This window comes from Antiquaquibacter soli (assembly GCF_030580675.1).
Taxonomy (GTDB): Bacteria; Actinomycetota; Actinomycetes; order Actinomycetales; family Microbacteriaceae; genus Rhodoglobus; species Rhodoglobus soli.
The window spans coordinates 1,540,769-1,566,796 of record NZ_JAUQUB010000001.1 but is presented as its reverse complement, the minus strand read 5'-3'; the positions used below and the strand labels follow the sequence as shown (position 1 = coordinate 1,566,796).

Here is a 26,028-nt window from a genome sequence, read left to right as displayed (position 1 = left end):
CCGGGAGGACGACATGGCCGAATGGTGGTACAACCACGTGACCGGTGAGGTCGAGGAGGGGCCGCAGTCCCTCGGAATCGACCGCGACGGGCCGTTTGCGTCTCGCGAGGAGGCCGAGCGGGCTCCCGAGATCGCCGCTGAGCGCGCCCGCCGGTGGGCCGCCGAGGACGCGAGCGAGAACTAGAGCCGCTCAAGCAGGCTCATCGCGTCGATCGGCGCGCGCACCTTCGTGTCGTTGTCGAAGTAGACGTACGAGTCGAGGCCCTCGGCTGCCCACCCGGTGACCGTCGCCGCCCACCGGTCGAGGTCGGCGGGCTCGTAGTAGCCGCCGGGGTACTTCTTCTCGTCGGCGTGCAGTCTCGCGTAGCGGAAGTCGGTCGTGGCTTCGTCGATGACCGGCCACTTGCCGGCCGAGTCCCCGAATGCGATCGCGACCCCGTAGCGACGCGCGAGCTCGACGAACTCGGGGGAGTCGAAGGTGCGGTGGCGTACCTCGAGCGCGTGGCGGACGGGACGGTCGGCATCCGTCTCGAGGTGCTCGCGGCCGTGCATCCGGGCGCTCCGCTCCTCGGCGAGGGCGACGGCAGCGGGCGTGCCGTGCGGGAGTTGCTCGAGGAAGCGCTCGAGCAGGTACGGCTCGAACTCTAGGCTCGGCGGCAGCTGCCACAGGATGCACCCGAGCTTTCCGCCGAGCGCCAGGATGCCCGACGCGAAGAAGTTCGCGAGCGGCTCGTGCACGTCGTCGAGGCGGCGGATGTGCGTGATGAACCGCGGTGCCTTGACGGAGAACACGAAGTCGTCCGGCGTGGCATCCCGCCACGAGACCCAGCTCGACGGCTTCTGCAGGGAGTAGAACGAGCCGTTGAGCTCGATCGAGGTGACGTGGGTACTCGCGTAGGCGAGCTCGTTCTTCTGGGTGACGCCCTTCGGGTAGAAGGTGCCGCGCCAGTCGGGGTAGACCCACCCGGCCATGCCGACGACGATCCGCCCCGTCACCGTCGGTGCCTAGTCCTCGTAGGAGTGCTCGGGCCCGGGGTAGCTGCCTGCCTCGACGTCGGTGCGGTAGGCCGATACGGCGTCCGTGAGCGTCTGGCGCAGGTTCGCGTACTGCTTGACGAACTTGGGGATTCGACCCTTCGTGAACCCGGCCCAGTCGGTCCACACGAGCAGCTGGCCGTCGACGTGGGGCCCGGCGCCGACGCCGATGGTCGGGATGCGCAGCTCCGCTGTAACGCGGGCGGCTGCTTCCGCCGGCACCATCTCGAGCACGACCGCGAAGGCGCCGGCATCCTGCACCGCTCGGGCGTCCGCGAGGAGCTGCTCGACCTGCTCGCCCCGCCCCTGGATGACATGGCCACCGAGACCGTGCTCGCTCTGCGGGGTGAAGCCGATGTGCGCCATGACGGGGATGCCCGCCGACACGATCCGGCGGATCTGCTCGGCACTGCGCACGCCGCCCTCGAGCTTGACCGCGTGGGCGGCCGTCTCCTTCATGAACCGGAAAGCGGTATGCAGTGCTTCGTCGGGGCCGGTCTCGTAGGAGCCGAACGGCATGTCGGCGACGACGAAGGCGCGCTTCACGGCACCCGCGACGGCGCGGGCCAGGGGGATGAGGTCGTCGATCGTGACCGGGAGCGTCGTGTCGTAGCCGTACACGTTGTTGCCCGCCGAGTCGCCCACGAGGAGGAAGTCGATTCCCGCCTCGTCGAATATGCCCGCCGTGAGCTGGTCGTAGCTCGTGAGGCCGGTGATCTTGATGCCGTTCTCCTTCGCCCGTTGGAAGTGTCGGGTCCGGACGCGCTTCAGTGCCTCATCAGCCATGTCGACAGTCTAGGTTGCCAGTAGCCTAGGAGGGGTGCCGCGGGCGCCGCGTAGATGACTGAGGGAGCTTGATGGACAAGCAGCGCGACTTCGTTCTTCGGACGATCGAAGAGCGGGGTGTGAAGTTCGTGCGACTGTGGTTCACGGACGTCGTGGGTACGCTCAAGAGCGTCGCGATCACGCCGGCCGAGGTCGAGGGCGCCTTCGCCGAGGGGCTCGGTTTCGACGGCTCCGCGATCGAGGGATTCACCCGCGCGTACGAGGCCGACATGCTCGCCCTGCCCGATCCGTCGACGTTCCAGATCCTCCCGTGGCGCGGCGAGATCGACCCGACCGCGCGGATGTTCTGCGACATCTCCACGCCCGACGGCCAGCCCTCGCTGTCCGATCCCCGCAATGTTCTCAAGCGGGCTCTCGCGAAGGCCGCCGACCGCGGGTTCTCCTTCTACACGCACCCGGAGATCGAGTTCTACCTGCTCAAGTCCTCGAAGCTCAAGAACGGCGCCCCGGAGCCCGTCGACTCCGCAGGTTTCTTCGACAACGTCCCCGGCGGTACCGCGCACGACTTCCGCCGACGCTCGGTGCGGATGCTCGAGGACCTCGGCATCTCCGTGGAGTTCAGCCACCACGAGGCCGGTCCCGGCCAGAACGAGATCGACCTGCGGTACGCCGACGCGCTCACGACCGCCGACAACATCATGACGTTCCGCACCGTGGTCAAGGAGGTGGCGATCGAGCAGGGCGTGTACGCCACGTTCATGCCGAAACCGCTGTCGGGTCATCCCGGATCGGGGATGCACACCCACATGTCGCTCTTCGAGGGCGACACGAACGCGTTCTACGACCCGTCGGGGCACTACCAGCTCTCGAAGATCGGCAAGCAGTTCGTCGCGGGACTGCTGCGCCACGCTCCTGAGATCACCGCAGTGACGAACCAGTTCGTCAACTCCTACAAGCGGCTCTGGGGCGGCGACGAGGCTCCGAGCTTCGTCACGTGGGGCCACAACAACCGCTCGGCGCTCGTGCGCGTGCCGCTCTACAAGCCGGGCAAGGGGCAGAGCGCGCGGGTCGAGTACCGCGCCATGGATTCCGCCGCGAACCCGTACCTCGCGTTCTCGCTGCTGCTCGCGGCGGGTCTCAAGGGCATCGAGGAGGGCTACGAGCTGCCGCCCGAGGCGGAGGACAACGTGTGGGAGCTCTCCGACGCAGAGCGCCGCGCCCTCGGCTACGAGCCGCTGCCCGCGAGCCTCGACCGGGCGGTCTCGCTCATGGAGGACTCCGAGCTCGTCGCCGAGACGCTGGGTGAGCGCGTCTTCAACTACGTGCTTCTCAACAAGCGCCGCGAGTGGAAGGCATACCGGGCCCAGGTGACGCCGTACGAGCTGGAGAGCAACCTCGAGATCCTCTAGGTCGCCGCTGTCATGACCCGTGCTCCCTCGACGCTGACCGAGCTCGCGCGGCTCGGTTTCGCCGAGCTCGGCGAGACGAGCGAGCGACTCGGCGAGCTCGACGCGCCCGATCTCGTGCCGTACTTCGCGTCTGCGGCAAACCCCGACCAGGCGCTGCGCCTTCTGATGGGGTTGCGGGCCGTGGCATCCGACCACCTCATCCCGCTGCTCGCAGACACCGAAGCGGCCGGCCGGCTCGTGCGCGTCCTCGGCGCGTCGGAGGGGCTCGCGTCGTTCCTCGCGCGGCATCCGGAGCAGCTGGATGCCCTGCTCGAGCCCCTCGGAGCCCCGCCGACGGCGGCCGACTATTCCGACGATCTCGAGGCCGCGGTGGAGGGGCTCTCGGGCGAGGCCGCGTGGGTGGCCTTGCGCATCCGCTACCGCCGCCACCTGACCCGGCTCGCCGCGTGGGACCTGGAGCACGCCGACCCGATCCTGGCCCTCGACCGGGTTGCCGCGGCACTCGCCGACGTGGCCGGTGCGGCGCTCGACGCGTCGCTGCTCGTGGCGCGCCGGGACGCGCCGTTCCCGCCGGACCAGATCGCGGCGACGAAGCTCGCGATCATCGGGATGGGCAAGGCGGGCGCGCGCGAGCTCAACTACGTGTCCGACGTCGACGTGATCTTCGTCGGCGAGGGGAGCGAGGGTCTCGCCGACGACCGCGCGGTCGAGATCGCCACGCGACTCGCCATGCTCACGATGCGGGGCATCCACGAGCTCGCGACCGAGCCTTCCCTGTGGGAGGTGGACGCGAACCTGCGGCCGGAGGGCAAGGACGGCGCGCTCGTGCGCACCCTCGAGTCCCATGTCGCGTACTACGAGCGCTGGGCGAAGGGCTGGGAGTTCCAAGCGCTGCTCAAGGCTCGGCCGCTCGCGGGTGACGTCGAGCTGGGGGAGCGCTACGTCGCTGCCATCTCGCCGATGGTGTGGTCGAGCGCCTCCCGCGAGGGGTTCGTTGAGTCGGTGCAGCGCATGCGCGAGCGGGTCACCGAGCACATCCCGGCATCCGAGGTGGACGTCCAGCTGAAGCTCGGGCCGGGCGGACTCCGGGACGTCGAATTCACCATCCAGCTGCTGCAGCTCGTCCATGGCCAGAGCGACCCGCGGGTGCGGCAGCGCGACACCCTCTCGGCCCTTGTCGCCCTCGCCGACGAAGGCTACATCGGTCGGGTGGAGGCGGCCGAGTTCGGCCAGGACTACCGGTTCCTGCGACTTCTCGAGCACCGGCTTCAGCTCAGCCGCCTGCGGCGCACCCACCTCATGCCGACGGATCTCGAGGCGCTGCGTATCCTGGCGCGGGCTACGGGCCTCGCGACGAACGCCGACGACCTCGCCGAGCAGTGGCAGCGCACCAAGCACGCGGTTCGCAGGCTCCACGAGCGGCTCTTCTACCGCCCCCTTCTCTCGGCGGTCGCCGCGCTTCCCGAGGACGGTCTCTCTCTCACGAGCGAGCAGGCCGTCGCGCGGCTGGCTGCGATCGGGTTCCGCGACCCGCGCGGTGCGCTCAACCACATCGCCGCCCTCACGGGCGGGGTGTCGCGTCGGGCGACGATCCAGCGCAACCTGCTTCCCGTCATGCTTCAGTGGTTCGCGGAGGGCGCCGACCCGGACTACGGGCTCCTCGCCTTCCGCAAGCTGAGCGAGGACCTCGGCGAGGCCTACTGGTTCCTCCGGATGCTGCGCGACTCGTCCGGCGCGGCCCAGCGCCTCACGAGCGTGCTCTCCGGATCGCGTTTCGTCGGCGCGCTGTTCGAGCGGATCCCCGAAGCGGCGGCGTGGCTCGAGAACGAAGACGAGTTGCGCCCTCGTCCGCTCGAGCAGCTCCTCGAGGAGACTCGAGCGACGATCGCTCGGCACGCGGACGACGAGGATGCCGCGGCGAGCGCCCTGCGCACGGCCCGTCGCCGCGAGATCCTCCGCCTCGCTCTCGCCGGGATCGTCGGCACCATCACGATCGGCGAGCTCGGTCATGGCTTGTCCGACATCACGACCGCCGTCCTGACGGGTGCACTCGCGATCGCCCACCGTTACGGCGACGGCATCGAGTTCGGGATCATCGCGATGGGGCGGTACGGGGGAGCGGAGCTCGGCTTCGGCTCGGATGCCGACGTGATGTACGTCTACCGGCCGGCCGGGGCATCCGACGAAGAGGCGCAGCAGCGGGCCGAGCAGATCGTGCACGCCCTGTCGCGGCTGACCGAGGACCTGCGCATCCCGCTCGACCTCGACATCGGTCTGCGTCCCGAGGGGAAGAACGGCGCGATCGTTCGCTCCCTCGAGTCGTACCGCGCGTACTACGCGCGATGGTCGCTGACGTGGGAGGCCCAAGCGCTGCTGCGTGCTCGCGGTGTCGTTGGAGACGCGCCGCTACTGGACGCGTTCGAGGAGCTTGCCGACGAGGTGCGTTATCCGGCGAGCATCTCGGAGCAGGACGTTCGCGAGGTGAAGCGCATCAAGGCTCGCGTCGAGAACGAGCGCCTACCCCAGGCCGCCGACCCGGCCCGGCACCTCAAGCTCGGCCGGGGGTCGCTGAGCGATGTCGAGTGGTTTGTCCAGCTCCTCCAGCTGCAGCACGGGGCGCGGGTGCCGGGCCTGCGCACCACGTCGACCCTCGAGGCCCTCGCCGCCGCGGAGACGGAGGGATTCGTGGATGCCGCGGACGCGGGTCGCCTCCGGGACGCCTGGATCCTCGCCTCTCGTGCCCGCTCGGCCATGACGCTGTGGACTGCGAAGACCTCTGACGTGCTGCCGACGGATCATCAGCAGCTCGAGGGCGTCGCCCGTCTGCTCGAGTACCCACCAGGTTCGGCGAGCCGCTTCGAGGACGACTACCTGCGCGTCACGCGGCTCGCCCGGCAGGTGTTCGAGCGGCGCTTCTACGGCGATTCGCGGCCGGGCAGTAGGCGGTAGTAGGTCTGCCGAGACCCAAGAGCAATCGACTCGTTACGCGAATGAGACAGCAGCGCGAGCGGTGTCTCCTAGCGTGAAGTCATGCGCCGTTCCTGGGTACTGGGTCTCATCGGCCTAGTGATCGTGCTGACGTTGTCGGGCTGCGTGCGCTTCTCCGGATACGGAGTCCGGCTGAACGCTTCAGGTACGGTCGACGCCGTGAATTGCGGCAGTTCCCACGCTGTGACGAGGATCCTGACCCAACCCGATTGGGAGGTCGTCAGCGTGTTCGATAACGAGGTACGTCGTAGCGAACTCGTCGTCGACGAATGGACGTGGTCCGGGACGTCGCCGGTGCCATACGCTCCTGAGCGCCCTTGCGCGCTGGGAGCCCAGTTCGTGTCCGGTCCCGTGAGCCCGTCCCTGCCCGCTGTTGTTCTGGTTGCTGCGGTGGTGTCGACGGCACTCGCTGCACTCCTGCTCGCCATCAGACTGACGCTGAGCACGCACCGTCATCGGCGCTCGGACGCGGGGGATCGGCGCTTCTGGCTGACAGTCGGCCTGCTCGGTGTGCCGATGGCGGTCGAAGTCGCACTGGGCGTCCCTCGTCTGCTCGAGGACGATCCGACAGCCCTCGTGCTCCCCCTGCTCTTGGGTGGTCCGCTCAGCGTCATTCCTGCTGTCGAGTTCGTGGTGGCTGCAGGGCTGATTCGACCCGCGGAGTGGGCGGCGTTCGGCTATCTTTTGGTGTCGCTCGCCACACTTGTCGCTATCCCGGCGTGGGCTTTCATCTCCATCGTAGGCGTCCGTCGGCTCACTCAGTCCAGTGCCGAGCGGAGCTCCAGGGGGAGTCTGCCCAGCCAGGCCTAGGACCGCCGGTGCCACGTGCCGACGTGCTCGCGCGTCGGCGTCCAGGTGGCCAGAGCCGCGGCATCCAGCCCGCTCATCCGTGTGGTCGGGATGCTCCCGAGCAGCGGTGATGGATTGCCGGAACGACGGCGGATGCCCTCCGCGACGCTCGACACGGACAGATCGATGTCGACGCTTGCCACGACGAGGTCGTCGCCTGAGGCGAGGGTGGCGGCTCGGGCGATGATCGTACGGACTCGCCAGTCGTCCCAGAACGGTGGTCGTGGCCGGTATGGGTCGGGGAACTCCACGGGCGCCGCGAGTTCCATCTCGAGAGGGAAGCGCACGACGCTGTCGAGGCTGATGTTCTGCGAGAGGGACTCGAGCTGGGCGGGTGCCGCGAGCCAGTTCGAATGCCACACGATGTCAACGCCTGCCGCGGCCTGAGTGCGCAGAGCGTCGAGGGCGGACTCGAGTACGATGACGCTTCGGTCGCGCCCGTGCGGATCCGTAATCTCGAGCTCTCGAGCGCCGGCGGGGACGGGAGTCCCGGAGTAATCGCCCGAGCCCTTGTACGACGCGTACTCGAGCACCGGGTCGACGGTGTCGATGAGGAGGGTCGCGTCGACGTCGAGGAGGAGCGTGCGCCGTGCCATCCCTCAAGTATGCGGCGCTTAACGGCGACGGGGCCGCCTCCCGAAGGAAGCGGCCCCGCGCTGTGCAGGATGCCTAGACCGAGAAGTACAGCTCGTACTCGAACGGGTGCGGACGCTGCGAGGAGGGGATGATCTCCTTCTCGCGCTTGTACGCGATCCAGGTCTCGATGAGGTCCTTCGTGAAGACGTTGCCCTCCATGAGGAACTCGTGGTCCGCCTCGAGCGCGTTGAGGCACTCGGCGAGCGAGCCGGGGACCTGCGGGATGAGCTTGGCCTCCTCGGGGGGCAGCTCGTACAGGTCCTTATCGACGGGCTCGTGCGGCTCGATCTTGTTCTTGATGCCGTCGAGGCCAGCCATGAGCTGCGCGGCGAAGGCGAGGTAAGGGTTGCCCGAGGCGTCCGGCGCGCGGAACTCGATGCGCTTGGCCTTTGGGTTCGTTCCCGTGATCGGGATACGGATCGAGGCGGAGCGGTTACCGGCCGAGTAGACCAGGTTGACGGGGGCCTCGAAGCCCGGCACCAGGCGACGGAACGAGTTCAGCGTCGGGTTGGTGAAGGCGAGCACCGCGGGAGCGTGCTTGAGGAGTCCGCCGATGTACCAGCGGGCGATGTCGGAGAGTCCGCCGTAGCCCTTCTCGTCGTAGAACAGCGGCGAACCGTCGTTCCACAGCGACTGGTGGGTGTGCATTCCCGAGCCGTTGTCGCCGAAGAGCGGCTTCGGCATGAACGTCGCGACCTTGCCCCACTCGAGGGCGGTGTTCTTGACGATGTACTTGAACTTGAGGATGTCGTCCGCCGCGTTCACCATCGTGTTGAAGCGGTAGTTGATCTCCGCCTGGCCGCCGGTGCCGACCTCGTGGTGGGCGCGCTCGAGGATGAGACCGGCGTCGATCAGCTTGAGGCTGATGTCGTCGCGAAGGTCGGCCTGCTTGTCGATCGGGCTGACGGGGAAGTAGCCGCCCTTGTAGGGGGTCTTGTTGGCGAGGTTGCCGCCCTCCTCGACGCGACCCGTGTTCCAGGCTCCCTCGTCGGAGTCGACGGAGTAGAAGCTCTGGTTCTGGGTGACCGAGTAGCGGACGTCGTCGAAGATGTAGAACTCGGCCTCGGGGGCGAAGTAGGCGGTGTCGGCGATGCCGGTCGAGGCGAGGTACTTCTCCGCCTTCTTGGCGACCTGGCGCGGGTCCTTGCCGTAGATCTCGCCGTTACGCGGGTTGTAGATGTCGAACACCATGATCAGCGTGCGCTCAGTGCGGAACGGGTCGATGTAGGCCGTCGTCACGTCCGGGATCAGCTGCATGTCCGACTCGTGGATGTTCGCGAAGCCGCGGATCGACGAACCGTCGAACAGCTGGCCGACGGAGAAGAACTCCTCGTCGACGGTGGACGCCGGGATGTTGAAGTGCTGCTGCACGCCGGGGAGGTCGGTGAAGCGGATATCAAGGAACTTGACGTCGGTGTCCTTGATGAACTTGAGCACTTCGGAAGAATCACTGAACATGTGAAGGACTCCAATGAGCTTGGTGCTGAGCGGACGCAGACGCGGCCATTAGCGAGGCTAGGGGTTCGGGGTTTCCCGGTCGTCACGCAATTGTTTCCGGCATGTTACGGCTGTCGCCCGTGGGTAGTGTTGAAGGATGCCCGACCGCCCTACCCCTTCCGCCGACTGGCCCGGAAAGCGACTCGGGCTCCCCGAGCGCGGTCCCCGATCGATCGGTCGTATCGGCCGCCGGATCGCCGCACTCGCCATTGACTGGGGCACGGCGGTGCTGATCTCGATCGCGTTCTTCTCCTACGACGCCCTCGCGACGCTCGCCGTATTCGCCGTCGCGCAGATCGTGCTCCTGCTGACGGCGAACGGGAGCGTCGGCCACCTCATTCTCGGCTTGCGCGTCGTGCCGGTGGCCGGTGGCTACCTCGGGGTGTGGCGACCGTTCGCACGGACGGCGCTGCTGTGTCTCGTCATCCCTGCCGTCATCTGGGACAAGGACCAGCGCGGGATGCACGACCGCCTGTGCGGCACGGTGCTCGTCCGACGTTAGGACCGACTGCGCGCGAGAGCTACCGCGGTCGCGGCGCGCGTGCCTTGAGCGGGTCCATCCCCTTCGGGATCGGCAGCCCGTTCTTGCCGAGCGAGTTGAGCCGGTTGGAGACGGCGAGGATCTCGGGCTTGCGGAGCACGGCCTTGAAGCTGTTGAGCTTGCCGGGGAGCTTGTGCAGGGGAGTGGACTCCGGGTCCGGCCCCACGTAGACGAAGTTGATCGGCACATTGGGGAGAATGCGCGCGACGGCCCGGCGCTGCTCATCGAGCATGTGCTGGGTGCGGCTCCGCGGTCCCTCGCCGATGAGGGCGACCCCTCCGCGCCCGACAGCGCGGTAGACGGCATCCTGGGTCTTGGGGCTCACGACGACGGGCATCTCGCTCGCCGTCCAACCCCGTCGCAGCGAGCTCTTCAGCACCGCGCCCACCGCGCCCGCCTGCCCCGCGATCTGCGAGTAGGCGGCCTTCTCGGCCCGGCGGCCGAGCACGATGAGGAACACGAGAACACCGCCGAGGAGGCCGGCGATGATGTAGAGCACGAGCCCGATGACGTTGTCGGGCGAGAGCAGGAGGCCGAGCACGACTCCGGCCGCGGTGGGGGCCAGGAAGGCGAGGAGCATGTACCAGATGGCGAGATTGTCGTAGCGACGCGTCATCTGGAAGACCTGGTACATCTGCTTGAGACGACCGGGCTCTTTCTGCGGCTTCGGGGCGGTGGAGTCAGAACGTGCCATGCACTAAGGATACGTCCCGTCAGGACACGGCTTGCGCGAACCCGAGGCTCTCATCCGCGAGGTGGCGGAGCTCGGCAGGGATCGGCCGTCCCTTGGCCACCATCGACCGCGCCCACAGCCGCCCCGCACGGTAGCTCGATCGGACGAGCGGCCCGGCGAGCACGCCCAGGAAGCCGATGCGCTCGGCCTCCGCGCTGAACTCGACGAACTCTTCCGGCTTCACCCATCGGGCGACGGGAAGGTGTCGGGGCGACGGCCGGAGGTACTGGGTGATCGTGATGATGTCGGTTCCGGCGTCGTGGAGGTCGTGCAGCGCCTGGACGACCTCGGCGGGTTCCTCGCCCATGCCGAGGATGAGGTTCGACTTCGTGATGAGGCCCGCCGCGCGTGCCTGCGAGAGCACGTCGAGCGAGCGCTCGTAACGGAACGCGGGCCGGATGCGCTTGAAGATGCGGGGAACGGTCTCGACGTTGTGGGCGAAGACCTCGGGTCGCGAGGAGAACACCTCATCGAGCAGGGAAGGCGTGCCGGAGAAGTCCGTCGCGAGGATCTCCACCCCCGTGCCGGGATTCTGCTCGTGGATCTGCCGTACGGTCTCGGCGTGCAGCCACGCGCCCTCATCGGGGAGGTCGTCACGAGCGACCCCCGTGATAGTCGCGTAGCGCAGATTCATCGTGCGGACCGACTCCGCGACCCGCCGGGGCTCATCGGTGTCGTAGTCGGCGGGTTTGCCGGTGTCGATCTGGCAGAAGTCGCAACGTCGCGTGCACTGGGACCCGCCGATGAGGAAGGTCGCCTCGCGGTCCTCCCAGCACTCGAAGATGTTCGGGCAGCCGGCTTCCTGACAGACGGTATGGAGCCCCTCGTCCTTGACGAGGCCTTGGAGCTCGCGGTACTCCGGTCCCATCCGGGCGACGGTGCGGATCCACTCGGGCTTTCTCTCGATCGGGGTCTGTGCGTTGCGCACCTCGAGCCGCAGCAGCTTTCGGCCGTCGGCCGCGTTCGCGGGGTGCGTCATGCGGCCACCGTCCCCAGGGAGAGACGGAGGTGGCCCTCGATGATCGGCGCCACATCCTCCGGGGTGACCGTCCGGCCCAGTTCGCGACTGATGGATGTGACGCCCGCGTCCTGAATGCCGCACGCGATGATCTTCGAGTACGCGTCGAAGGAGTTGCTGCAGTTCAGTGAGAATCCGTGCATCGTGACGCCCTCCGCCACACGAATGCCGATTGCCGCGATCTTCTCTGCTCCCACCGGCCGGTCGTAGCCGACCCAGACGCCCGAGCGGCCCTGGACACGCCCTGCCGCGACCCCGAGCTCGTCCAGAGCCGCGATGAGCATCCCTTCGAGTCGGCGGACGTAGCCCACGACGTCGATCGGTTCCGCGAGGCGCACGATGGGGTAGCCGACGAGCTGCCCGGGACCGTGCCACGTAATCTTCCCCCCGCGGTCGACGTCGATCACGGGGGTGCCGTCGCTCGGTCGCTCGATGGGTTCCGTGCGCTTGCCTGCGGTATAGACCGATGGATGCTCGAGGAGGAGCACGGTGTCAGGGCGGGAGCCGTTCACGACGGAACGATGGATTGCGCGCTGAAGCTCGAGGGCTTCGATGTACGGCACGGAGTTGGCGCTTAGCCCCGTGACGACAATGTCGACCACAGGGCGAGTCTATTCCTCTTGTCCGCCTCAGGGGCTTTTCCGCTCCGATTCTCCCCAGCGGGCGCTCGCGGGCGGCAGCGGGCGGTGCCGACGATGAGAGTGGAGGGATGACTCTCGCGATCGTCGGTGGCTATCGGCTCGTTCGGAAGCTCGGGGAGGGGCCGCACGCCGTCACGTGGCTCGGGCATCCTGTCGACGACTCCGCTCCCGCGGCGGTGAAGCTCTACCGCTCAGCGGATGCTGAAGCGCCGGCGCGGGAGATCGAGTCACTGGCACGGGCCGCCGGGCCCCACGTCGTCGGCATCCTCGACGTCGCGACCACCGCCGACGGGAGAGTGGCGCTCATCCTCGAGAGACTGCGGCCCGAGACTCTCGCGGGGCTCCTCGCCAGTGGCCCGTTGCGCAGCGGCGAAGCGGTCACGATACTCGCTCCACTCGCCGATGCCCTCGATCGGCTTCATCGCGCCGGCGTCGCGCATGGCGCTGTCTCGGCTGCTGCCGTGGGCTTCAGCGACACCGGCGCGCCGGTCCTCGCCCGCTTCGGTTCCTCGCAGCCCAGCAGTGCGCCCCCCACTGCGGCGGAGCGGGAGTCGAGCGAACTGTTCGAGGCCGACCGTCGCGCCTTCGCGGTGCTCTGCGCGGCGGTCCTCGACGCGATCCCGGGTGCCGAGGGAGTTCAGGAGTGGCTGGCCGTCAGCTCCGAGAGGGCCGACTGGCTCGCCGCCCTGGGGCCGCGCTTGTTCGCATGGTCGGCGCCCGAGCCGGTTTCCTTCACCCGCTCGGATCCTCCGCGCTCGCGCGCCGTCCAGCCTGTGCCGCGCCGTCCCCGCGCACCCGCCCAACCCATTCTCGGGACGATCGACCGCCTCGCGGCGGCTGTCTCCGCCGACCGGCTCGACTGGCTGCGGCGCCAGGCGGCGAGCGTGCGCCCCCGATTCTGGGTCGCCGGGGCCGCAGCCGTGTGCGCGCTCGTGCTCGGGATCGCGCTCGTCCCCGCGTCGGCGGAAGCGGAGCGCGAGGAGCCGAGTGTCGAGACCGCTCCTCAGCCGCTCACCTCACCGAGCGACAGCGGCGAGTCTCTTGCAGATACCCCGGCGACCGATGATCCCGCTTCTCTCGCCGTGCTCGGGGATGACCCGGCCGCGGCATCGCTCGTGCTCCTCGAGGCGCGCGAACGATGCATCCGCGACCTGTCGATCCTGTGCCTCGACGACGTGGACCAGCCGGGCTCGAGCGCATTCGAGCGGGATGAGGAGCTCATCCGCTCGATCCAAGGCGGTGCCGAGGTGGCGCTCCCGGCTGCGCCGGTGGAGGCGAGCGTCGACGAGCTGCTCGGAGGCAGTGCCATCGTGGTCGTGACCCACCCCGACGGACAACCGGCCTCGATCCTCGTGATGAGGAGCGAGGCCGGTTGGCGCGTTCGGGACTATCTCGACGAGGGCTAGATTCCCAAGCGGCCGGCGAAGTCGCCGCCCTCGAGGCGGTTCTTGACGGCCGTGAGGAACCGAGCCGCGTCCGCGCCGTCGACGATGCGGTGGTCGTAAGACAGGGCCAGGTACACCATGGACCGGATCGCGATCGCGTCGCCGCCCGCATCGCTCACGACGACCGGCTTCTTCGTCACAATTCCCGTGCCGAGGATCGCCGACTGCGGGAGGAAGACGATAGGCGTGTCGAACAGCGCGCCCCGCGACCCGGTGTTGGTCAACGTGAAGGTTCCGCCAGCGAGCTCGTCGGGCTTGAGCTTGTTCTCGCGAGTGCGCTCGGCGAGGTCCGCGATCTGTGCGGCGAGCTCCGCGATGGACAGCTCGCCCGCGTCGCGAACGACAGGAGTGAGCAGTCCGCGCTCGGTGTCGACCGCGATGCTGAGGTTCTCGTGCGGGGGGTAGACGATCGAGTCACCCTCGATCGTCGCATTGATGATCGGGTAGGCCTTGAGCGCTTCCGCGGCCGCCAGGGCGAAGAACGGCAGGAAGGAGAGCTTCACGCCGGTCTTCTGCTGGAAGGCGCCCTTGACCTGGTCGCGGTAGGCGGCGACCGCGGTCACGTCCACCTCGACGACCGAGGTGAGCTGAGCGGAGGACTGCATCGAGATGACGGCGCGCTCGGCGATGACCTTGCGGAGGCGGGACATCGGTACCGTCGTGCCGCGCAGCGCGGAGACCTCGAGAGGCGCGGTGGCCGCGGCAGCCGGAGCCGTCGTGGGAGCGGCGGCCGAGGAGGTGGCCGCGAGTACGTCCTGCTTGCGGATGCGGCCGCCCACGCCAGTGCCCGACACCGTGGAGAGGTCGACACCCTGCTCGTGAGCGAGCTTGCGCACGAGAGGAGTCACGTACCCGGCGAACGCCTCGGCGCCTGCGGGGGCCGCTGCGGGGGCCGCGATGGGAGCGGCAGGAGCCTGGGCCGCTGGTGCCTCGACCGGAGCGGGGGCCGGGGCTTCGGCGGGAGCCGCAGGGGCGGGTGCCGCCGAGGGGGCCTCAGCAGCGGGGGCCTCAGCGGCGGGGGCCTCAGCGGCGGGGGCCTCAGCGGCGGGGGCCTCAGCGGCGGGGGCCGGGGCGGGCGCGGTCGGAGCCTCGGGCGCGGGGGCAGGCGCGGGAGCCTCAGCCTCGGGGGCCGCGGCCGGTGCCGGAGCCGGCGCCTCAGCCGGCGCGGGAGCCTCAGCGGGGGCTGAGGGAGCCTCGGCGGGCGCTGCGGGAGCCTCCCCGGCGCCCGACCCATCACCGATCGTCACGAGGGCGGTGCCGACCTCGACGGTCTCATCCTCGGCGACCAGGATCGCCTCGATCACGCCGGCGACGGGCGAGGGGATCTCAGTGTCCACCTTGTCGGTCGAGACCTCGAGCAGAGGCTCGTCGACCTCCACACGGTCGCCGACCTTCTTGAGCCAGCGGGTAACCGTTCCCTCGGTGACACTCTCACCGAGTGCCGGAAGGTTGACGGATTCGCTCATCAGTGATGCTCCTTATAACGCTTCTGTTTACTTAGCTTAGTTCCGGCACTCGCAGCGGGATCAGATCCCGTGGAGCGGCTTGCCCGCGAGTGCGAGGAACGCCTCGCCGAGCGCCTCGTTCTGCGTCGGGTGGGCGTGGAGCAGAGGGGCGATGTCCTCGGGGTAGGCTTCCCAGTTCACCGCGAGCTGCGCCTCGCCGATGAGCTCGCCGACGCGCGCACCGATCATGTGCACGCCCAGAACGGGTCCATCGATCTGGCGCACGACCTTGATGGAGCCCGACGTCCCGATGATGTGGCTCTTGCCGTTGCCGGCGAGGTTGTAGTCGTAGCTCTTGACTGCGTCGGCACCGAACTTCTCGACGGCCTTCGCCTCGGTGAGGCCCACCGACGCGACCTCGGGGTCGCTGTAGGTCACCTTGGGGATGTTGACGTCCTCGATGACGACGGGGTTGAGGCCGGCGATCTCCTCGGCGACGAAGATCCCCTGCTGGAATCCTCGGTGAGCCAGCTGAAGCCCCGGGACGATGTCGCCCACGGCGTAGACACCCGGGACGTTGGTGGCGAGGCGCTCGTTGGTGAGCACGAAGCCGCGATCCATCGCGATGCCGACCTCCTCGAACCCGAGGTTCGCGGTCGACGGCCCACGGCCGACGGCGACGAGGAGCAGCTCCGCCTCGACGGTCTCGCCGTTCTCCAGAGTGACGACCACTCCGTTGTCATCCTGCGTCACGCTCTGGAAGCGGACACCGAGCTTGAAGTCGATGCCGCGCTTGCGGTACGCGCGCTCGAATTGCTTGGAGATGGCCTCGTCCTCGTTGGGCACGAGGTGGGGAAGGGCCTCGATGATCGTGACCTCGGATCCCCACGAGCGCCAGACGCTCGAGAACTCGACGCCGATGACGCCGCCACCCAGCACCGCGACCTTCTTCGGGACGAAGTCGAGTTCGAGCGCCTGCTCGGAGGTGATCACGCGACCGCCGATCTCGAGACCGGGGAGCGTCCGGGAGTAGGAGCCGGTCGCGAGAACGACGTTCTTGCCGGTCACCGTGTCATCCCCGACCTGCACGGTCGTGGGGGAGACCAGGCGGCCCTCGCCCGCGATCGTCGTGATGCCGCGCGCCTTGATGAGGCCCTGGAGGCCCTTGTACTTCGACGCCACGACCTCTTCGCGGTACGCCGTCACGCCGGAGATCTCGACGCCGCCGAACGTCGTGGTGATGCCGTACTTCGCCGACTCGCGAGCGACATCCGCGACCTCTGCGGAGTGCAGCAGCGCCTTGGTGGGAATGCAGCCGACGTGCAGGCAGGTGCCGCCGAGCTTGTTCTTCTCGATGAGCCCGACGGACAGGCCGAGCTGGCTGGCTCGCAGCGCTGCGGCGTACCCCCCGCTCCCGCCGCCCAGAACAACAAGGTCGAAAGTGTGCTCAGCCAATCCCAGCAACTCCTCTGTAAGGGTCTGATGATCCGGTCGATCGAGTGGTGGCGATGGCCGGACGAGGGGGGTGAAGAAACCCGCCTGAAAAACCTTACTACCTGCGGGAGAAGTCCTCGGCGAGCTCGAGGAGCGCCCGCACGGCGACGCCGGTCGGTCCCTTGCCGGTGAACCCCCAGCCGGCGGCACCGTTGTTCGCCGGCCCGGCGATGTCGAGGTGGGCCCACGGGATGGGCTGGCCGGTCTCCTCGGAGGTGCCCACGAAGTCGCGCAGGAACGCGGCGGCGATGAGCATCCCCGCCGCCGTGTTGCCGGGCTTGACGTTCGCGATGTCGGCGACGTCAGACGCGAGCAGAGGGCGGACCTCGGACGGGATCGGCATGGGCCAGAGAGTCTCGCCGACGCGATTTCCCGCGTCCACGACGCGCGAGACGAGCGCGGTGTCGCCCATCGTTCCCACGTAGCGGTTGCCCAGCGCGACGAGTGCGGCCCCGGTGAGGGTGGCGACATCGATGATCGCGTCCGGCTGCTCCTCGCTTGCGGCGACGAGGCCGTCCGCCATCACCAGCCGGCCCTCGGCGTCGGTGTTGAGCACCTCGACCGTCTTGCCGCCACGGATTCGGATGACGTCACCGGGTCGCATGGCGGAGCCCGACGGCATGTTCTCGGCGATGCACAGCCAGCCTGTGATGCGAACCGGAAGGGCGAGACGGGCCGCCGCGAGAGTCACGGCGAGGACGGTTGCCGCCCCGGTCATGTCGTACTTCATCCCGATCATGGATGCCGGCGGCTTGAGCGAGAGCCCACCGGTGTCGAACGTGATGCCCTTCCCCACGAGGGCGAGATGCCGCTGCGCCCCCTCGGGTGCGTACTCGAGCTTGACGAGTCGCGGCCCTCGCGTCGAGCCCATCCCCACGCCGAGGATGCCCCCGAAGCCGCCCTCGCGGAGAGCCTCCTCCGCAAGGACCTCGACAGACACGCCAGAACCTTCCGCGAGCTCCACGGCGCGCGCCGCGAGCGTCTCGGGGTACAGGTCGAGGGGGGACGTGTTGACGAGGTCGCGGACGGTGTGCACGGCCTCAGCGACGGCGGTGGCACGGGCCACCAGTTCGTCTCCGCCGGGGCCGACGACCGTGATCGACGACGCGGGGAGCTTCGTGGACTCGAGCGACGCGGAGCGGTACTCCGTGAACGCGTACGCCCCGAGCGCGGCCCCCTCGAGGATCGCGAAGGTGTCGTCCTCGCCCGAGGTCGGGAGCGCGAAGACGAGTGAGGAGACCCCGCGGAGCTGCCGGGATGCCGAACCCGCCGCGTATCGGAGGTCGTGCGCCGTGACATCCCCTCCGCCCACGCCGACGAGCGCGATGCTCTCCGTCGCCGCCGCGCCGGAGGGAACGCGCCGTACCTCGTCCTGCGCACCGGTCACGCCGATCGCCTCGAGGGCGGCGGCGAGTTCTGCAAGCGCGGGCTCATCCGACAGCAGCCGCGGCCCCTCGTCGGTCTTGCTCACACCGAGCACGAGCACGTCGGCTTCGAGGGAGAGAGGGGAATCGGTGGTTACGGAGAGCGCGGGGACGGTCATCCGGCCATCGTAATCGCGTGTTCGCTGTGGGCATGATCGCGTCGCCGGGGTGGGTGCGCGGGCCGAGGATACAGTGGTCGTATGCGCGAACCTGACGGGCTGTACGACCTCTCCACGGACATCGTCGATGTCCCGCCGGGACTGCCGCTCGTCGCCGCCCTGACCGGCTTCGCAGACGCCGGGTCGGCGGTGACGCAACTGAGCGACTACCTGCTCGACACCCTCGAACACTCGACGGTCGCCCTGTTCGACACGGATGCCCTGCTCGACTATCGGGCGCGTCGTCCCACCATGTACTTCGATCAGGACCACCTGACGGACTACCGGCCCGCGTCCCTCGCCCTGTACCTCGCGAAGGACGAACTCGACCAGCCGTTCCTGCTCCTCACCGGGTTCGAGCCCGATTTCCAGTGGGAGCGGTTCACCGCGGCAGTCATCCAGCTCGTGCAGCGGTACCGGGTGAAGTCGACGACGTGGGTGCATGCCATCCCGATGCCCGTTCCGCACACGCGACCGATCGGCGTCACCGTGAGCGGCAACCGCCTTGAGCTCATCGACTCGATGTCCGTGTGGAAGCCGCGCACGCAGGTTCCGTCGAACGCGCTCCACCTCGTCGAGTACCGACTCCAGGAGCTCGGTCACCCGATCGCTGGATTCGTGCTGCTCATCCCGCACTACCTCTCCGACACGGAGTACCCGACTGCAGCGGTCACCGCCCTCGAGAGCGTCAGCGCGGCGACGGGGCTCATCTTCCCGACCGATCGGCTCCGCGAGGAGGGCCGCGAGTTCGCGGCGAAGATCGATGGACAGGTCGAGAACAACCAGGAACTCGCCAAACTCGTCGGCACGCTCGAGGAGCGCCACGACAGCTACATGCAGGACAACCCCCTCAGGTCCCCCCTGACCGATGAGGACGGCGAGCTGCCGACGGCGGACGAGATCGCGGCAGAGCTCCAGAACTTCCTCGCCATCCGGCGCGGGGGAGAGGACGAGTCGATCGGCGAGTAGCGCCTAGCATGGGGGACGATGAACTCCCGGCGATCCTGGCTCGTCTTCGCGGTCGTCGTCCTCGCCTACCTCGTCTCGGTCCTCCAGCGCACGTCGCTCGGCGTCGCTGCCATCGAGGCGACTGATCGCTTCGGCGTGACGGCGGCGGCGCTCTCGACCCTGGCCGTCGTTCAGCTGCTCGTCTATGCCGCCCTGCAGGTTCCCGTGGGCGTCATGATCGACCGCGTAGGCCCTCGGTTCCTCATCCTGCTCGGCGCGGCCCTCATGTGCGCCGGACAGGTCACCCTCGCCCTGGCGCCCGACATCGGCACCGCCGTTCTGGGTCGTGTCCTTGTCGGTGCGGGCGACGCGATGACGTTCACCTCCGCGATCCGCCTTCTCGCCTCCTGGTTCGAGGGTCGCGCCTTGCCCATCGTGACGCAGCTGCTCGGTACGTCCGGCCAGATCGGCCAGGTACTCTCGGCGCTTCCCTTGGTCACTCTCCTGCACACAGCGGGTTGGACGCGCACCTATCTCTCGGCGGCGTCGCTGTCGGTGGTGGTGGTTGTCGTGGTGGCGGTCGCCGTGCGGGGCAGGGCCCCGGCTGCCGAGGCCGCCCAGAGCTGGCACCAGTCGATCCGTCAGCTCCGCGAGAGCCTTGCCCGCCCCGGAACCCAACTCGGGTTCTGGTCGCACTACGTGACCCAGCCGTCGGTGACGATGTTCTCGATGCTCTGGGGGTTTCCGTTCCTCTCCATCGCGCTCGGCTACGGGCCCACTGCCGCGGCTGCCCTGCTCACCCTCGTCGTCGTCACGGCCGCCGTGACGGGCCCGCTGCTCGGGCTGCTCTCGGCGCGCTTCCCGCTCCGCCGGTCCTCGATCGTGCTCAGCATCGTCGCCCTCATGGGAGCGGCGTGGGTCGCGGTGCTCGCCTGGCCGGGGCCGCCGCCTGCCTGGCTGATCATCGTGCTCATCGTGGTGATCGCGACGGGCGGTCCCGGATCGCTCATCGGGTTCGACTTCGCCAGGACGTTCAATCCGCTGCGCTCGCTCGGCTCGGCCAACGGCGTGGTCAACGTCGGAGGCTTCACTGCGAGCTTTGTGACGATGTTCTTGGTCGGAGTGCTGCTCGACGCGATCGATCGTCTTCGCGGCGGCACGAGCATCCCGAGCGAGCTCTATTCCCTCGATTCGTTCCGCCTCGCCTTCCTGGTGCAGTTCCTCGTCGTCGCCCTCGGAGTGGTCATGCTGCTCATCGCCCGACGCCGCACTCGCGCTCGGCTGCACGAGGAGGAGGGAATAACCGTGGCCCCGTTGTGGGTTGTCTTGGTAAGGGCGTGGCGCCGACGGCGGTCGAAGGGGCAGTGACCGCAGGAGCCAGCGAAGCGCCGTATGGCCGGACGGCGGCTCAAAGCGTGCAATAATTGTCTCTAAGACCCGGTCTTGTCCTTGTCGCATTCCCCTCTGAGGGGCACGTGCGATCAGGGGACTTGACATGGGTCTTAGTACTGCCCAGAAACGGGAAGGTGTTCTCATGGCAACCCGATCCACGACTTCTGCCACGAAGTCCGCGACCACGACGGCGTCAAAGGCGACGACCGTGCGCAAGGCCGCAGCCGAATCCGCGGAGGAGCCGGTGACCACCGCGAAGGCGACGGCGACGAAGGCAACGACCAAGGCGCCCGCGGCGAAATCTGCCAAGGCCCCCGCCAAGGCCGCCTCCAAGTCGAAGCAAGCCGCCCCTGCGGACGACATCGACGAGGCGGCGGACGAGGTCGTCGAGCCCGAGGAGATCGAGGAGATCGAGGACGACGACGCGGAGGCGCCTGTCTCCGACAGCGCCGACGATTCCGACGACGACTCCGACGAGGCGAAAGAGGATTCCGACGACGACTCCGACGACGACGAGGAGAAGTCGACGGGTAAGGACGAGGAGCTGCCCACCGGCGCGCTCGTGCTCTCCCTCGTCGACGACGAGGATGAAGTCCCCGTCTACTCGACGGCCATCACGGGAGCGACGGCCGACCCCGTCAAGGACTACCTCAAGCAGATCGGCAAGGTCGCGCTCCTCAACGCCGCCGAAGAGGTCGAGCTCGCCATGCGGATCGAGGCGGGACTATTCGCCGAGGACAAGCTGTCGCACATGTCCGCGAGCGAGCAGCGGTCGCAGCTCGGCCGCGAACTGCAGTGGGTGGCGAAGGACGGCCAGCGCGCCAAGAGCCACCTGCTCGGCGCGAACCTCCGCCTCGTCGTCTCGCTCGCCAAGCGCTACACCGGTCGCGGCATGCAGTTCCTCGACCTCATCCAGGAGGGCAACCTCGGCCTCATCCGCGCGGTCGAGAAGTTCGACTACACCAAGGGCTTCAAGTTCTCGACCTACGCCACGTGGTGGATCCGCCAGGCGATCACGCGAGCCATGGCCGACCAGGCCCGCACGATCCGCATCCCCGTGCACATGGTGGAGGTCATCAACAAGCTCGCGCGCGTGCAGCGCCAGATGCTTCAGGACCTGGGTCGCGAGCCCACGCCCGAAGAGCTGAGCCGCGAACTCGACATGACCCCCGAGAAGGTCATCGAGGTGCAGAAGTACGGCCGCGAGCCGATCTCGCTGCACACCCCTCTGGGCGAGGACGGCGACAGCGAGTTCGGCGACCTCATCGAGGACACCGAGGCGGTCGTGCCTGCGGATGCCGTCGGGTTCACGATGCTTCAGAAGCAGCTCGAGAGCCTGCTCGACTCGCTCTCCGAGCGCGAGGCGGGTGTCATCCGGATGCGCTTCGGACTCGGCGACGGGATGCCGAAGACCCTCGACCAGATCGGCGACACGTTCGGCGTCACGCGCGAGCGGATCCGCCAGATCGAGTCGAAGACGATGGCCAAGCTCCGCCACCCGTCCCGGTCGCAGTCGCTGCGCGACTACCTCGAGTAGGAGCGGGTCCTGACGGCTCTGGCGATCGTCGCCGGTCGCATCGCGCGCGCTCTGCTGCGGTTGCGAGGCGGCGGCTCGGCCGTGCCCGGGCGCGTTCTGCTCGCCCTGAACCCGCGCTTCCTGTCACGAGCCGTCGAGCGGATGCCGCTCGGCGTCGTGTTCGTGTCGGGGTCCAACGGCAAGTCGACGACGACGCACATGCTGGTGAGCATCCTGCGCGCGCACGGCGTGTCGGTCTTCTCCAATCCGACCGGTGCCAACCTCCCGCAGGGCATCGCCTCGGCGATGCTCGCGAGCGTTCCGCTCGATGGACGTTTGCGCGAGGATGTCGCGGTGCTCGAGGTCGACGAGGCCTTCGGGCCCCGCCTCGCTCAGCAGCTCGCCCCGCACAGCGTGCTGCTCGTCAACCTGCAGGTCGACCAGCTGAACCGGTTCTACGAGCCCGCCCGAGTCGCGGGGATGCTCGAGCAGTTCGCCCGCGTCGCCACCCGGCATCTCGTGATCAACGGCGACGACCACAACCTCGTCGCCCTAGCGGAGCGGATCGCCGGGTCGGGCGCCGAGCGATGGGAGTTCGCCGTCGACCCGGCCCTGCTCGACGCGGGGCCGGCGTGGCTCGCTCGCGGCGACAATCCTGCTCTCGCAGAGGCGGGCGTGCGAAAGGACTCGGCGGTGACCGTCGAGTCGCTCGAAGGGCGCACTGCTGCCCTCTCGGTCGGAGGGGCTCGCTTCCCGGTCTCGCTGCCCGCGCGGGGGCTGCACTACGCCGTCGATGCTGCGGCCGCGACGGCGATGGCTCGTGCCTTGCTCGGTGATCGGTTCGACAGCGAAGCCGTGGCATCCGGGCTCGCCGCCATGGAGCCTGTCTACGGTCGCGGCGAGGTGCTGCACGTGAACGGCGAAGACATCGAACTGCTCACCATGAAGAACCCGCCGAGCCTTCAGGTCAACCTCGACTACCTCGAGCCGCACCCCGAGCAGGTGTTCGTCGCGGTCGACGAGGGCACGCCGGATCCGTCCTGGATCTACGGATCGGATCTGTCCCGACTCGATCATGTCGATGTCCTCACGGGCACGAAGGCCTGGCAGCTCGCCACCCGGTTCGCGTACGACGAGATCCCGGTGCACCGGGTGATCCCGGAGCTCGCCCCCGCGCTTGACGCGTTTCTCGCCCTGCCGAAGCCCTCTCGCGGGGTGAAGACCATGATCGTCAACTACGAGCAGATGATGCTCGTCCGCAAGCAGCTGGGCTTCCTCGAGCTGGAGGGTCGACCGTGATCACGATCCTCCACCTCTACCCCCGAGAGCTCGGGATCAACGGCGATGTCGGCAATGTCCTCGCTCTCCGCCGACGAGCTCAGTGGCGAGGCGCCGAGGTGCGCGTCGTCGATCACGAGGTCGGGGCCCCGCTGCCCGAGGTCGCCCACCTGGTCCACATCGGCAGCGGTCCGCTCTCCGCCCAGCAGCTGGTGCTCGACGATCTTGCGGCGATCGCGCCGACCCTGCGCTCGTGGGCTGCGGACGGGGTCCCCTTCCTCGCCGTGGCCGGGGGATGGCAGCTCCTGGGCCGATCCCTCGTGCTGACCGATGGCACGGTCCTGCCGGGTGCGGAGGTGCTGCCGAGCGATGCAACCCTCACCGACCGCCGGATCGTTCGTGAGGTGTGGAGCGACGACGTCGCCGGGTTCGAGAACCACGGCGCCCGGACCACTGTCGACGGTCGACCGGTCGAGTGGCCCGTCGCCCGGTTCGGGTCGTCGATCGCGACGACCCTGCACGGCCCGTTCCTGCCGATGAACCCGACATTCGCGGACGAACTGCTCACCGTCGCGGCCGATCGGGCGGGAGTCGAACTCGGCGCGGCAGGCGAGAGCATCGCTCTCGTGGACGACTATGCGGCCCGGTCGCGTCGTGCGATCAAGGGCCGGCTCTAGAGCTCAGCCCCGGTAGACGCGGGGAAGGCGCTCGCTTGCCCGGGCCACGATCTCGTCCCCGATCGTGTCCGCCCAGTCGGCCCATTCTTCGGCGGTCGGCTCTCCGTCGTCGCCCGAGCCGAACAGCACGACTTCGTCGCCCACGGCAACAGTGGAGCCCGCCACGTCGAGCGAGAGGGAGTCGATGCCGATCTCGACGATCGGATGGCGCGAACCGGCGACCCACGCTTGGGCGCGACCCGCGGCGGGCGCGGGGATGCCGTCTGCGCTGCCGATAGAGAGTGACGCCACTCCGCCGTCGACCGCGGCCACGGGAGCGCGCACACTCATCACGGGTCGGAGTCCGAGGTCGCGCGCGGTCTCGTCGTCGAAGGGGGAGATGCCGTACGCCGCGATCCCGAACCGCACGAGTCCGAGGCGGGCCGCGGGCATCCGGATGCCCGCGGAGCTCGCGGCCAGGTGGAGCAGGGGGGGAGTGCATCCCCGAGCGGCCGCTACCGCGACCGACTCCTGGAAGAGGGTGAGGGCGGCGGCATCGTCCTCGGGCGAGGCATCGGCGAGGTGCGACCAGAGGGCGGAGATCTCGACGCGACCGGCGCGCTCCGCAGCGAGCGCCGCATCGACGAGCGCGGGCCAGTCCTCGGGGTTCGCCCCGTTGCGGTGGAGACCGGTGTCGACCTTGAGATGGATGCGCGCGGGGACCGAGTGCGCGGCCGCCGCGATCGCCTCGACCTGCCACGTCGCGGAGACGCCGAGGTCGATGCCTGCGTCCACGGCGGCGGCGAAGTCGGCACCGGGTCCGTGCAGCCACGCGAAGAGCGGCGCGGTGATGCCCGCGCGGCGCAGCTCGAGGGCGGCGGGGATCTCGAGGACGGCGAGGCTGTCTGCGCCGGACTCGAGCGCCGCGAACGCGAGCGGGACGAGCCCGTGCCCGTAGGCATTCGCCTTGACGGCGAGCATCGTCCGTGACGGCGCGACGAGCGAGCTGAGCGTGGCGACGTTGTGGCGGAACGCCGCGAGGTCGATCTCGATCCGAGGGGCGGTCACGAGTACACCCTCTCCACGCGCGAGCCGATCCCCGCCGTCAGATCGAGAGCGGAGCGTTCGGTGTGCGCAGCCCAGTCGAGGGCGCTCGGCGCGTTTCGGCCGAAGAGTACGGCGTCATCCCCGACACTCGGGTGGCGATCGCCGCAATCGACGACGAACTGGTCCATCGCGATGCGGCCGACGAGCGGGAGCGGCTCACCGCCGATGGCGACGCTCGCGCGATTCGACGCAAGCCGCGGCACGCCGTCGGCGTAGCCGAGGGCGACGAGGGCGAGGGTCGTCGGCGCCGGGGTGCGATAGGTGTAGCCATAGGAGACCCCGGCGTCGGCACCCACGGGCTTGACCGCGATCACCTCGCCGACGAGCGTGAGGACCGGGATGCCCGACCCGTCGACCCCGTAGGCCTCCGCACCGAGGAGGCGTCGTTTCGACGGCACGGTCATGAGCGCTGAGCGCCGGATGCCCGGGAGCACGGACTGTCCGGGCGAGACGCGCACCGTGCCGACGCCCGTCGCGAGCGCCGTTCGGATGATCGGGCCGACGCCGTGGCCGTACGCGTCGGCACGGGCATCTAGGATCAGGTCCGGGTCGGCCTCGAGCGCGCTCAACAGGTTGGCCTCGAGCGCGGCGAGATCGACGAGAGCCGATCGCCGCACGGCCGCGGCTCGGCCGACGGAACTCACGGGGGGCGCTGCGGGGATTACTCGGCGGCGGAGGTCTCGAGAAGCCGCGCCGACTCGTCGTGCCAGTTGAGCGCGGTCGGGAACAGCTTCTCCTTGAACTTCGCCCCGTGGTGAGCGCAGAACAGCAGCTCTCCGCTGGACAGCGTCACCCGGATGTACGCCTGCGCGCCGCAGCTGTCGCAACGGTCGAGAGCGGTGAGCGAGTAGTCCAGCTCGTCGGCGACGTTCTCGGTAGTGATCTGAGACATGGTCTGCTCCTTACGGCTGGCGGGTGGATGTCCGTTACCCAATACAAGCACGAGCGTGTTACAGCATTGCGTCAATTGACGGGTATTTCGCTGAACGCGTATCCGGGACGAGCCGCCTAGGCTGGAGTCCGATCCCGGCC

Annotated in this window: 24 protein-coding genes; 11 read left to right on the top strand and 13 right to left on the bottom strand. The window is 68.8% G+C overall.

The window, feature by feature from the left end; translation table 11 throughout:
• Positions 1 to 13 precede the first annotated feature (13 nt).
• Positions 14 to 184 (top strand): methionine aminopeptidase, encoded by a 171-nt coding sequence (locus Q5716_RS07705; protein ID WP_305002493.1) that lies wholly within the window; start codon positions 14 to 16, stop codon positions 182 to 184.
• Here Q5716_RS07705 and Q5716_RS07700 read toward each other — a convergent pair.
• Together Q5716_RS07700 and panB are read right to left on the bottom strand one after the other, a co-directional pair.
• Entirely contained in the window at positions 181 to 996 is an 816-nt protein-coding gene (locus Q5716_RS07700; protein WP_305002492.1) for a DUF72 domain-containing protein, read from the bottom strand. The two genes, Q5716_RS07705 and Q5716_RS07700, sit on opposite strands and share 4 nt — an antisense overlap.
• A 9-nt stretch (positions 997 to 1,005) precedes the next feature.
• Positions 1,006 to 1,821 (bottom strand): 3-methyl-2-oxobutanoate hydroxymethyltransferase, encoded by an 816-nt coding sequence (gene panB, locus Q5716_RS07695; RefSeq protein WP_305002491.1) that lies wholly within the window; start codon positions 1,819 to 1,821, stop codon positions 1,006 to 1,008.
• A gap of 71 nt (positions 1,822 to 1,892) precedes the next feature.
• On the opposite strand from panB, the gene glnA (Q5716_RS07690) reads away from it, so the two are divergent.
• The 3 genes from glnA (Q5716_RS07690) to Q5716_RS07680 all read left to right on the top strand — a co-directional run bounded on the left by glnA (Q5716_RS07690) (position 1,893) and on the right by Q5716_RS07680 (position 7,028).
• Complete coding sequence (gene glnA / locus Q5716_RS07690) at positions 1,893 to 3,230, top strand: type I glutamate--ammonia ligase (protein WP_305002490.1); 1,338 nt, start codon at positions 1,893 to 1,895, stop codon at positions 3,228 to 3,230.
• 12 nt (positions 3,231 to 3,242) lie between these two features.
• The gene (locus Q5716_RS07685; protein WP_305002489.1) at positions 3,243 to 6,179 is read left to right on the top strand and encodes a bifunctional [glutamine synthetase] adenylyltransferase/[glutamine synthetase]-adenylyl-L-tyrosine phosphorylase; all 2,937 of its coding nucleotides are present in this window, start codon (positions 3,243 to 3,245) and stop codon (positions 6,177 to 6,179) included.
• 81 nt (positions 6,180 to 6,260) lie between these two features.
• Positions 6,261 to 7,028, top strand: a complete 768-nt coding sequence (locus tag Q5716_RS07680; RefSeq protein WP_305002488.1) for a hypothetical protein — start codon at positions 6,261 to 6,263, stop codon at positions 7,026 to 7,028.
• Here the strand turns inward: Q5716_RS07680 and Q5716_RS07675 are convergent.
• Positions 7,025 to 7,663, bottom strand: coding sequence for a hypothetical protein (locus tag Q5716_RS07675; protein WP_305002487.1), 639 nt, complete (start codon positions 7,661 to 7,663; stop codon positions 7,025 to 7,027). The genes Q5716_RS07680 and Q5716_RS07675 overlap by 4 nt on opposite strands.
• A 73-nt stretch (positions 7,664 to 7,736) precedes the next feature.
• Positions 7,737 to 9,161: a type I glutamate--ammonia ligase gene (gene glnA / locus Q5716_RS07670; RefSeq protein WP_305002486.1), complete on the bottom strand. Its 1,425-nt coding sequence runs from the start codon at positions 9,159 to 9,161 to the stop codon at positions 7,737 to 7,739.
• A gap of 136 nt (positions 9,162 to 9,297) precedes the next feature.
• Here glnA (Q5716_RS07670) and Q5716_RS07665 point away from each other — a divergent pair, with 136 nt between their 5' ends.
• The gene (locus tag Q5716_RS07665) at positions 9,298 to 9,702 is read left to right on the top strand and encodes an RDD family protein (protein ID WP_305002485.1); all 405 of its coding nucleotides are present in this window, start codon (positions 9,298 to 9,300) and stop codon (positions 9,700 to 9,702) included.
• A 19-nt stretch (positions 9,703 to 9,721) separates the two neighbouring features.
• Here the strand turns inward: Q5716_RS07665 and Q5716_RS07660 are convergent, their stop codons facing one another.
• The 3 genes from Q5716_RS07660 to lipB are packed head-to-tail and all read right to left on the bottom strand — an operon-like array spanning position 9,722 to position 12,094.
• The gene (locus tag Q5716_RS07660; RefSeq protein WP_305002484.1) at positions 9,722 to 10,435 is read right to left on the bottom strand and encodes a DUF4191 domain-containing protein; all 714 of its coding nucleotides are present in this window, start codon (positions 10,433 to 10,435) and stop codon (positions 9,722 to 9,724) included.
• A gap of 19 nt (positions 10,436 to 10,454) precedes the next feature.
• A complete protein-coding gene (lipA, locus tag Q5716_RS07655; RefSeq protein ID WP_305002483.1) occupies positions 10,455 to 11,453 on the bottom strand; it encodes a lipoyl synthase in 999 nt (332 codons plus the stop codon).
• Positions 11,450 to 12,094, bottom strand: a complete 645-nt coding sequence (gene lipB / locus Q5716_RS07650; RefSeq protein ID WP_305002482.1) for a lipoyl(octanoyl) transferase LipB — start codon at positions 12,092 to 12,094, stop codon at positions 11,450 to 11,452. The genes lipA and lipB overlap by 4 nt, the downstream gene beginning before the upstream one ends.
• 107 nt (positions 12,095 to 12,201) lie before the next feature.
• Here lipB and Q5716_RS07645 point away from each other — a divergent pair, with 107 nt between their 5' ends.
• The gene (locus tag Q5716_RS07645; RefSeq protein ID WP_305002481.1) at positions 12,202 to 13,539 is read left to right on the top strand and encodes a protein kinase domain-containing protein; all 1,338 of its coding nucleotides are present in this window, start codon (positions 12,202 to 12,204) and stop codon (positions 13,537 to 13,539) included.
• Here the strand turns inward: Q5716_RS07645 and sucB are convergent.
• From sucB to Q5716_RS07630, 3 genes are all read right to left on the bottom strand, one after another.
• Positions 13,536 to 15,044, bottom strand: coding sequence for a 2-oxoglutarate dehydrogenase, E2 component, dihydrolipoamide succinyltransferase (gene sucB, locus Q5716_RS07640; RefSeq protein WP_305002480.1), 1,509 nt, complete (start codon positions 15,042 to 15,044; stop codon positions 13,536 to 13,538). The two genes, Q5716_RS07645 and sucB, sit on opposite strands and share 4 nt — an antisense overlap.
• A gap of 60 nt (positions 15,045 to 15,104) precedes the next feature.
• Positions 15,105 to 16,478 (bottom strand): dihydrolipoyl dehydrogenase, encoded by a 1,374-nt coding sequence (gene lpdA, locus Q5716_RS07635; RefSeq protein WP_305002479.1) that lies wholly within the window; start codon positions 16,476 to 16,478, stop codon positions 15,105 to 15,107.
• Between the two features lie 97 nt (positions 16,479 to 16,575).
• On the bottom strand, positions 16,576 to 18,060 hold the full coding sequence (locus Q5716_RS07630; RefSeq protein WP_305002478.1) for a leucyl aminopeptidase: 1,485 nt from the start codon (positions 18,058 to 18,060) through the stop codon (positions 16,576 to 16,578).
• 81 nt (positions 18,061 to 18,141) lie between these two features.
• On the opposite strand from Q5716_RS07630, the gene Q5716_RS07625 reads away from it, so the two are divergent.
• The 5 genes from Q5716_RS07625 (at position 18,142) to Q5716_RS07605 (ending at position 23,910) form a co-directional block, all read left to right on the top strand.
• The gene (locus Q5716_RS07625) at positions 18,142 to 19,068 is read left to right on the top strand and encodes a proteasome assembly chaperone family protein (protein ID WP_305002477.1); all 927 of its coding nucleotides are present in this window, start codon (positions 18,142 to 18,144) and stop codon (positions 19,066 to 19,068) included.
• Between the two features lie 18 nt (positions 19,069 to 19,086).
• Positions 19,087 to 20,415: an MFS transporter gene (locus Q5716_RS07620; protein WP_305002476.1), complete on the top strand. Its 1,329-nt coding sequence runs from the start codon at positions 19,087 to 19,089 to the stop codon at positions 20,413 to 20,415.
• 166 nt (positions 20,416 to 20,581) lie between these two features.
• Positions 20,582 to 21,976, top strand: a complete 1,395-nt coding sequence (locus tag Q5716_RS07615; protein ID WP_305002475.1) for an RNA polymerase sigma factor — start codon at positions 20,582 to 20,584, stop codon at positions 21,974 to 21,976.
• 81 nt (positions 21,977 to 22,057) lie between these two features.
• Positions 22,058 to 23,254, top strand: a complete 1,197-nt coding sequence (locus Q5716_RS07610; RefSeq protein ID WP_305002474.1) for a Mur ligase family protein — start codon at positions 22,058 to 22,060, stop codon at positions 23,252 to 23,254.
• Positions 23,251 to 23,910, top strand: a complete 660-nt coding sequence (locus tag Q5716_RS07605; RefSeq protein ID WP_305002473.1) for a type 1 glutamine amidotransferase — start codon at positions 23,251 to 23,253, stop codon at positions 23,908 to 23,910. The genes Q5716_RS07610 and Q5716_RS07605 overlap by 4 nt, the downstream gene beginning before the upstream one ends.
• A gap of 3 nt (positions 23,911 to 23,913) precedes the next feature.
• On the opposite strand, the gene Q5716_RS07600 is transcribed toward Q5716_RS07605, so the two are convergent.
• The 3 genes from Q5716_RS07600 to Q5716_RS07590 are packed head-to-tail and all read right to left on the bottom strand — an operon-like array spanning position 23,914 to position 25,888.
• Positions 23,914 to 24,957: an alanine racemase gene (locus Q5716_RS07600; protein ID WP_305002472.1), complete on the bottom strand. Its 1,044-nt coding sequence runs from the start codon at positions 24,955 to 24,957 to the stop codon at positions 23,914 to 23,916.
• Positions 24,954 to 25,640, bottom strand: a complete 687-nt coding sequence (locus Q5716_RS15965; RefSeq protein WP_434056594.1) for an alanine racemase — start codon at positions 25,638 to 25,640, stop codon at positions 24,954 to 24,956. Before Q5716_RS15965 ends, Q5716_RS07600 begins: the two co-directional genes overlap by 4 nt.
• 17 nt (positions 25,641 to 25,657) lie before the next feature.
• Positions 25,658 to 25,888 (bottom strand): DUF7455 domain-containing protein, encoded by a 231-nt coding sequence (locus Q5716_RS07590; RefSeq protein ID WP_305002471.1) that lies wholly within the window; start codon positions 25,886 to 25,888, stop codon positions 25,658 to 25,660.
• Between the last annotated feature and the right edge of the window lie 140 nt (positions 25,889 to 26,028).

Excerpts from the sequence above, each read along its gene's own strand:
- Q5716_RS07660 (WP_305002484.1), bottom strand. The coding sequence starts at position 10,435 with ATGGCACGTTCTGACTCCACCGCCCCGAAGCCGCAGAAAGAGCCCGGT.
- Q5716_RS07685 (WP_305002489.1), top strand. The coding sequence starts at position 3,243 with ATGACCCGTGCTCCCTCGACGCTGACCGAGCTCGCGCGGCTCGGTTTC.
- Q5716_RS07625 (WP_305002477.1), top strand. The coding sequence starts at position 18,142 with ATGCGCGAACCTGACGGGCTGTACGACCTCTCCACGGACATCGTCGAT.
- Q5716_RS07590 (WP_305002471.1), bottom strand. The coding sequence starts at position 25,888 with ATGTCTCAGATCACTACCGAGAACGTCGCCGACGAGCTGGACTACTCG.
- Q5716_RS07645 (WP_305002481.1), top strand. The coding sequence starts at position 12,202 with ATGACTCTCGCGATCGTCGGTGGCTATCGGCTCGTTCGGAAGCTCGGG.
- lipA (WP_305002483.1), bottom strand. The coding sequence starts at position 11,453 with ATGACGCACCCCGCGAACGCGGCCGACGGCCGAAAGCTGCTGCGGCTC.
- Q5716_RS07680 (WP_305002488.1), top strand. The coding sequence starts at position 6,261 with ATGCGCCGTTCCTGGGTACTGGGTCTCATCGGCCTAGTGATCGTGCTG.
- Q5716_RS07705 (WP_305002493.1), top strand. The coding sequence starts at position 14 with ATGGCCGAATGGTGGTACAACCACGTGACCGGTGAGGTCGAGGAGGGG.
- Q5716_RS07615 (WP_305002475.1), top strand. The coding sequence starts at position 20,582 with ATGGCAACCCGATCCACGACTTCTGCCACGAAGTCCGCGACCACGACG.
- Q5716_RS07675 (WP_305002487.1), bottom strand. The coding sequence starts at position 7,663 with ATGGCACGGCGCACGCTCCTCCTCGACGTCGACGCGACCCTCCTCATC.
- Q5716_RS07620 (WP_305002476.1), top strand. The coding sequence starts at position 19,087 with ATGAACTCCCGGCGATCCTGGCTCGTCTTCGCGGTCGTCGTCCTCGCC.
- Q5716_RS07665 (WP_305002485.1), top strand. The coding sequence starts at position 9,298 with ATGCCCGACCGCCCTACCCCTTCCGCCGACTGGCCCGGAAAGCGACTC.
- Q5716_RS07630 (WP_305002478.1), bottom strand. The coding sequence starts at position 18,060 with ATGACCGTCCCCGCGCTCTCCGTAACCACCGATTCCCCTCTCTCCCTC.
- glnA (WP_305002490.1), top strand. The coding sequence starts at position 1,893 with ATGGACAAGCAGCGCGACTTCGTTCTTCGGACGATCGAAGAGCGGGGT.
- sucB (WP_305002480.1), bottom strand. The coding sequence starts at position 15,044 with ATGAGCGAATCCGTCAACCTTCCGGCACTCGGTGAGAGTGTCACCGAG.
- glnA (WP_305002486.1), bottom strand. The coding sequence starts at position 9,161 with ATGTTCAGTGATTCTTCCGAAGTGCTCAAGTTCATCAAGGACACCGAC.
- panB (WP_305002491.1), bottom strand. The coding sequence starts at position 1,821 with ATGGCTGATGAGGCACTGAAGCGCGTCCGGACCCGACACTTCCAACGG.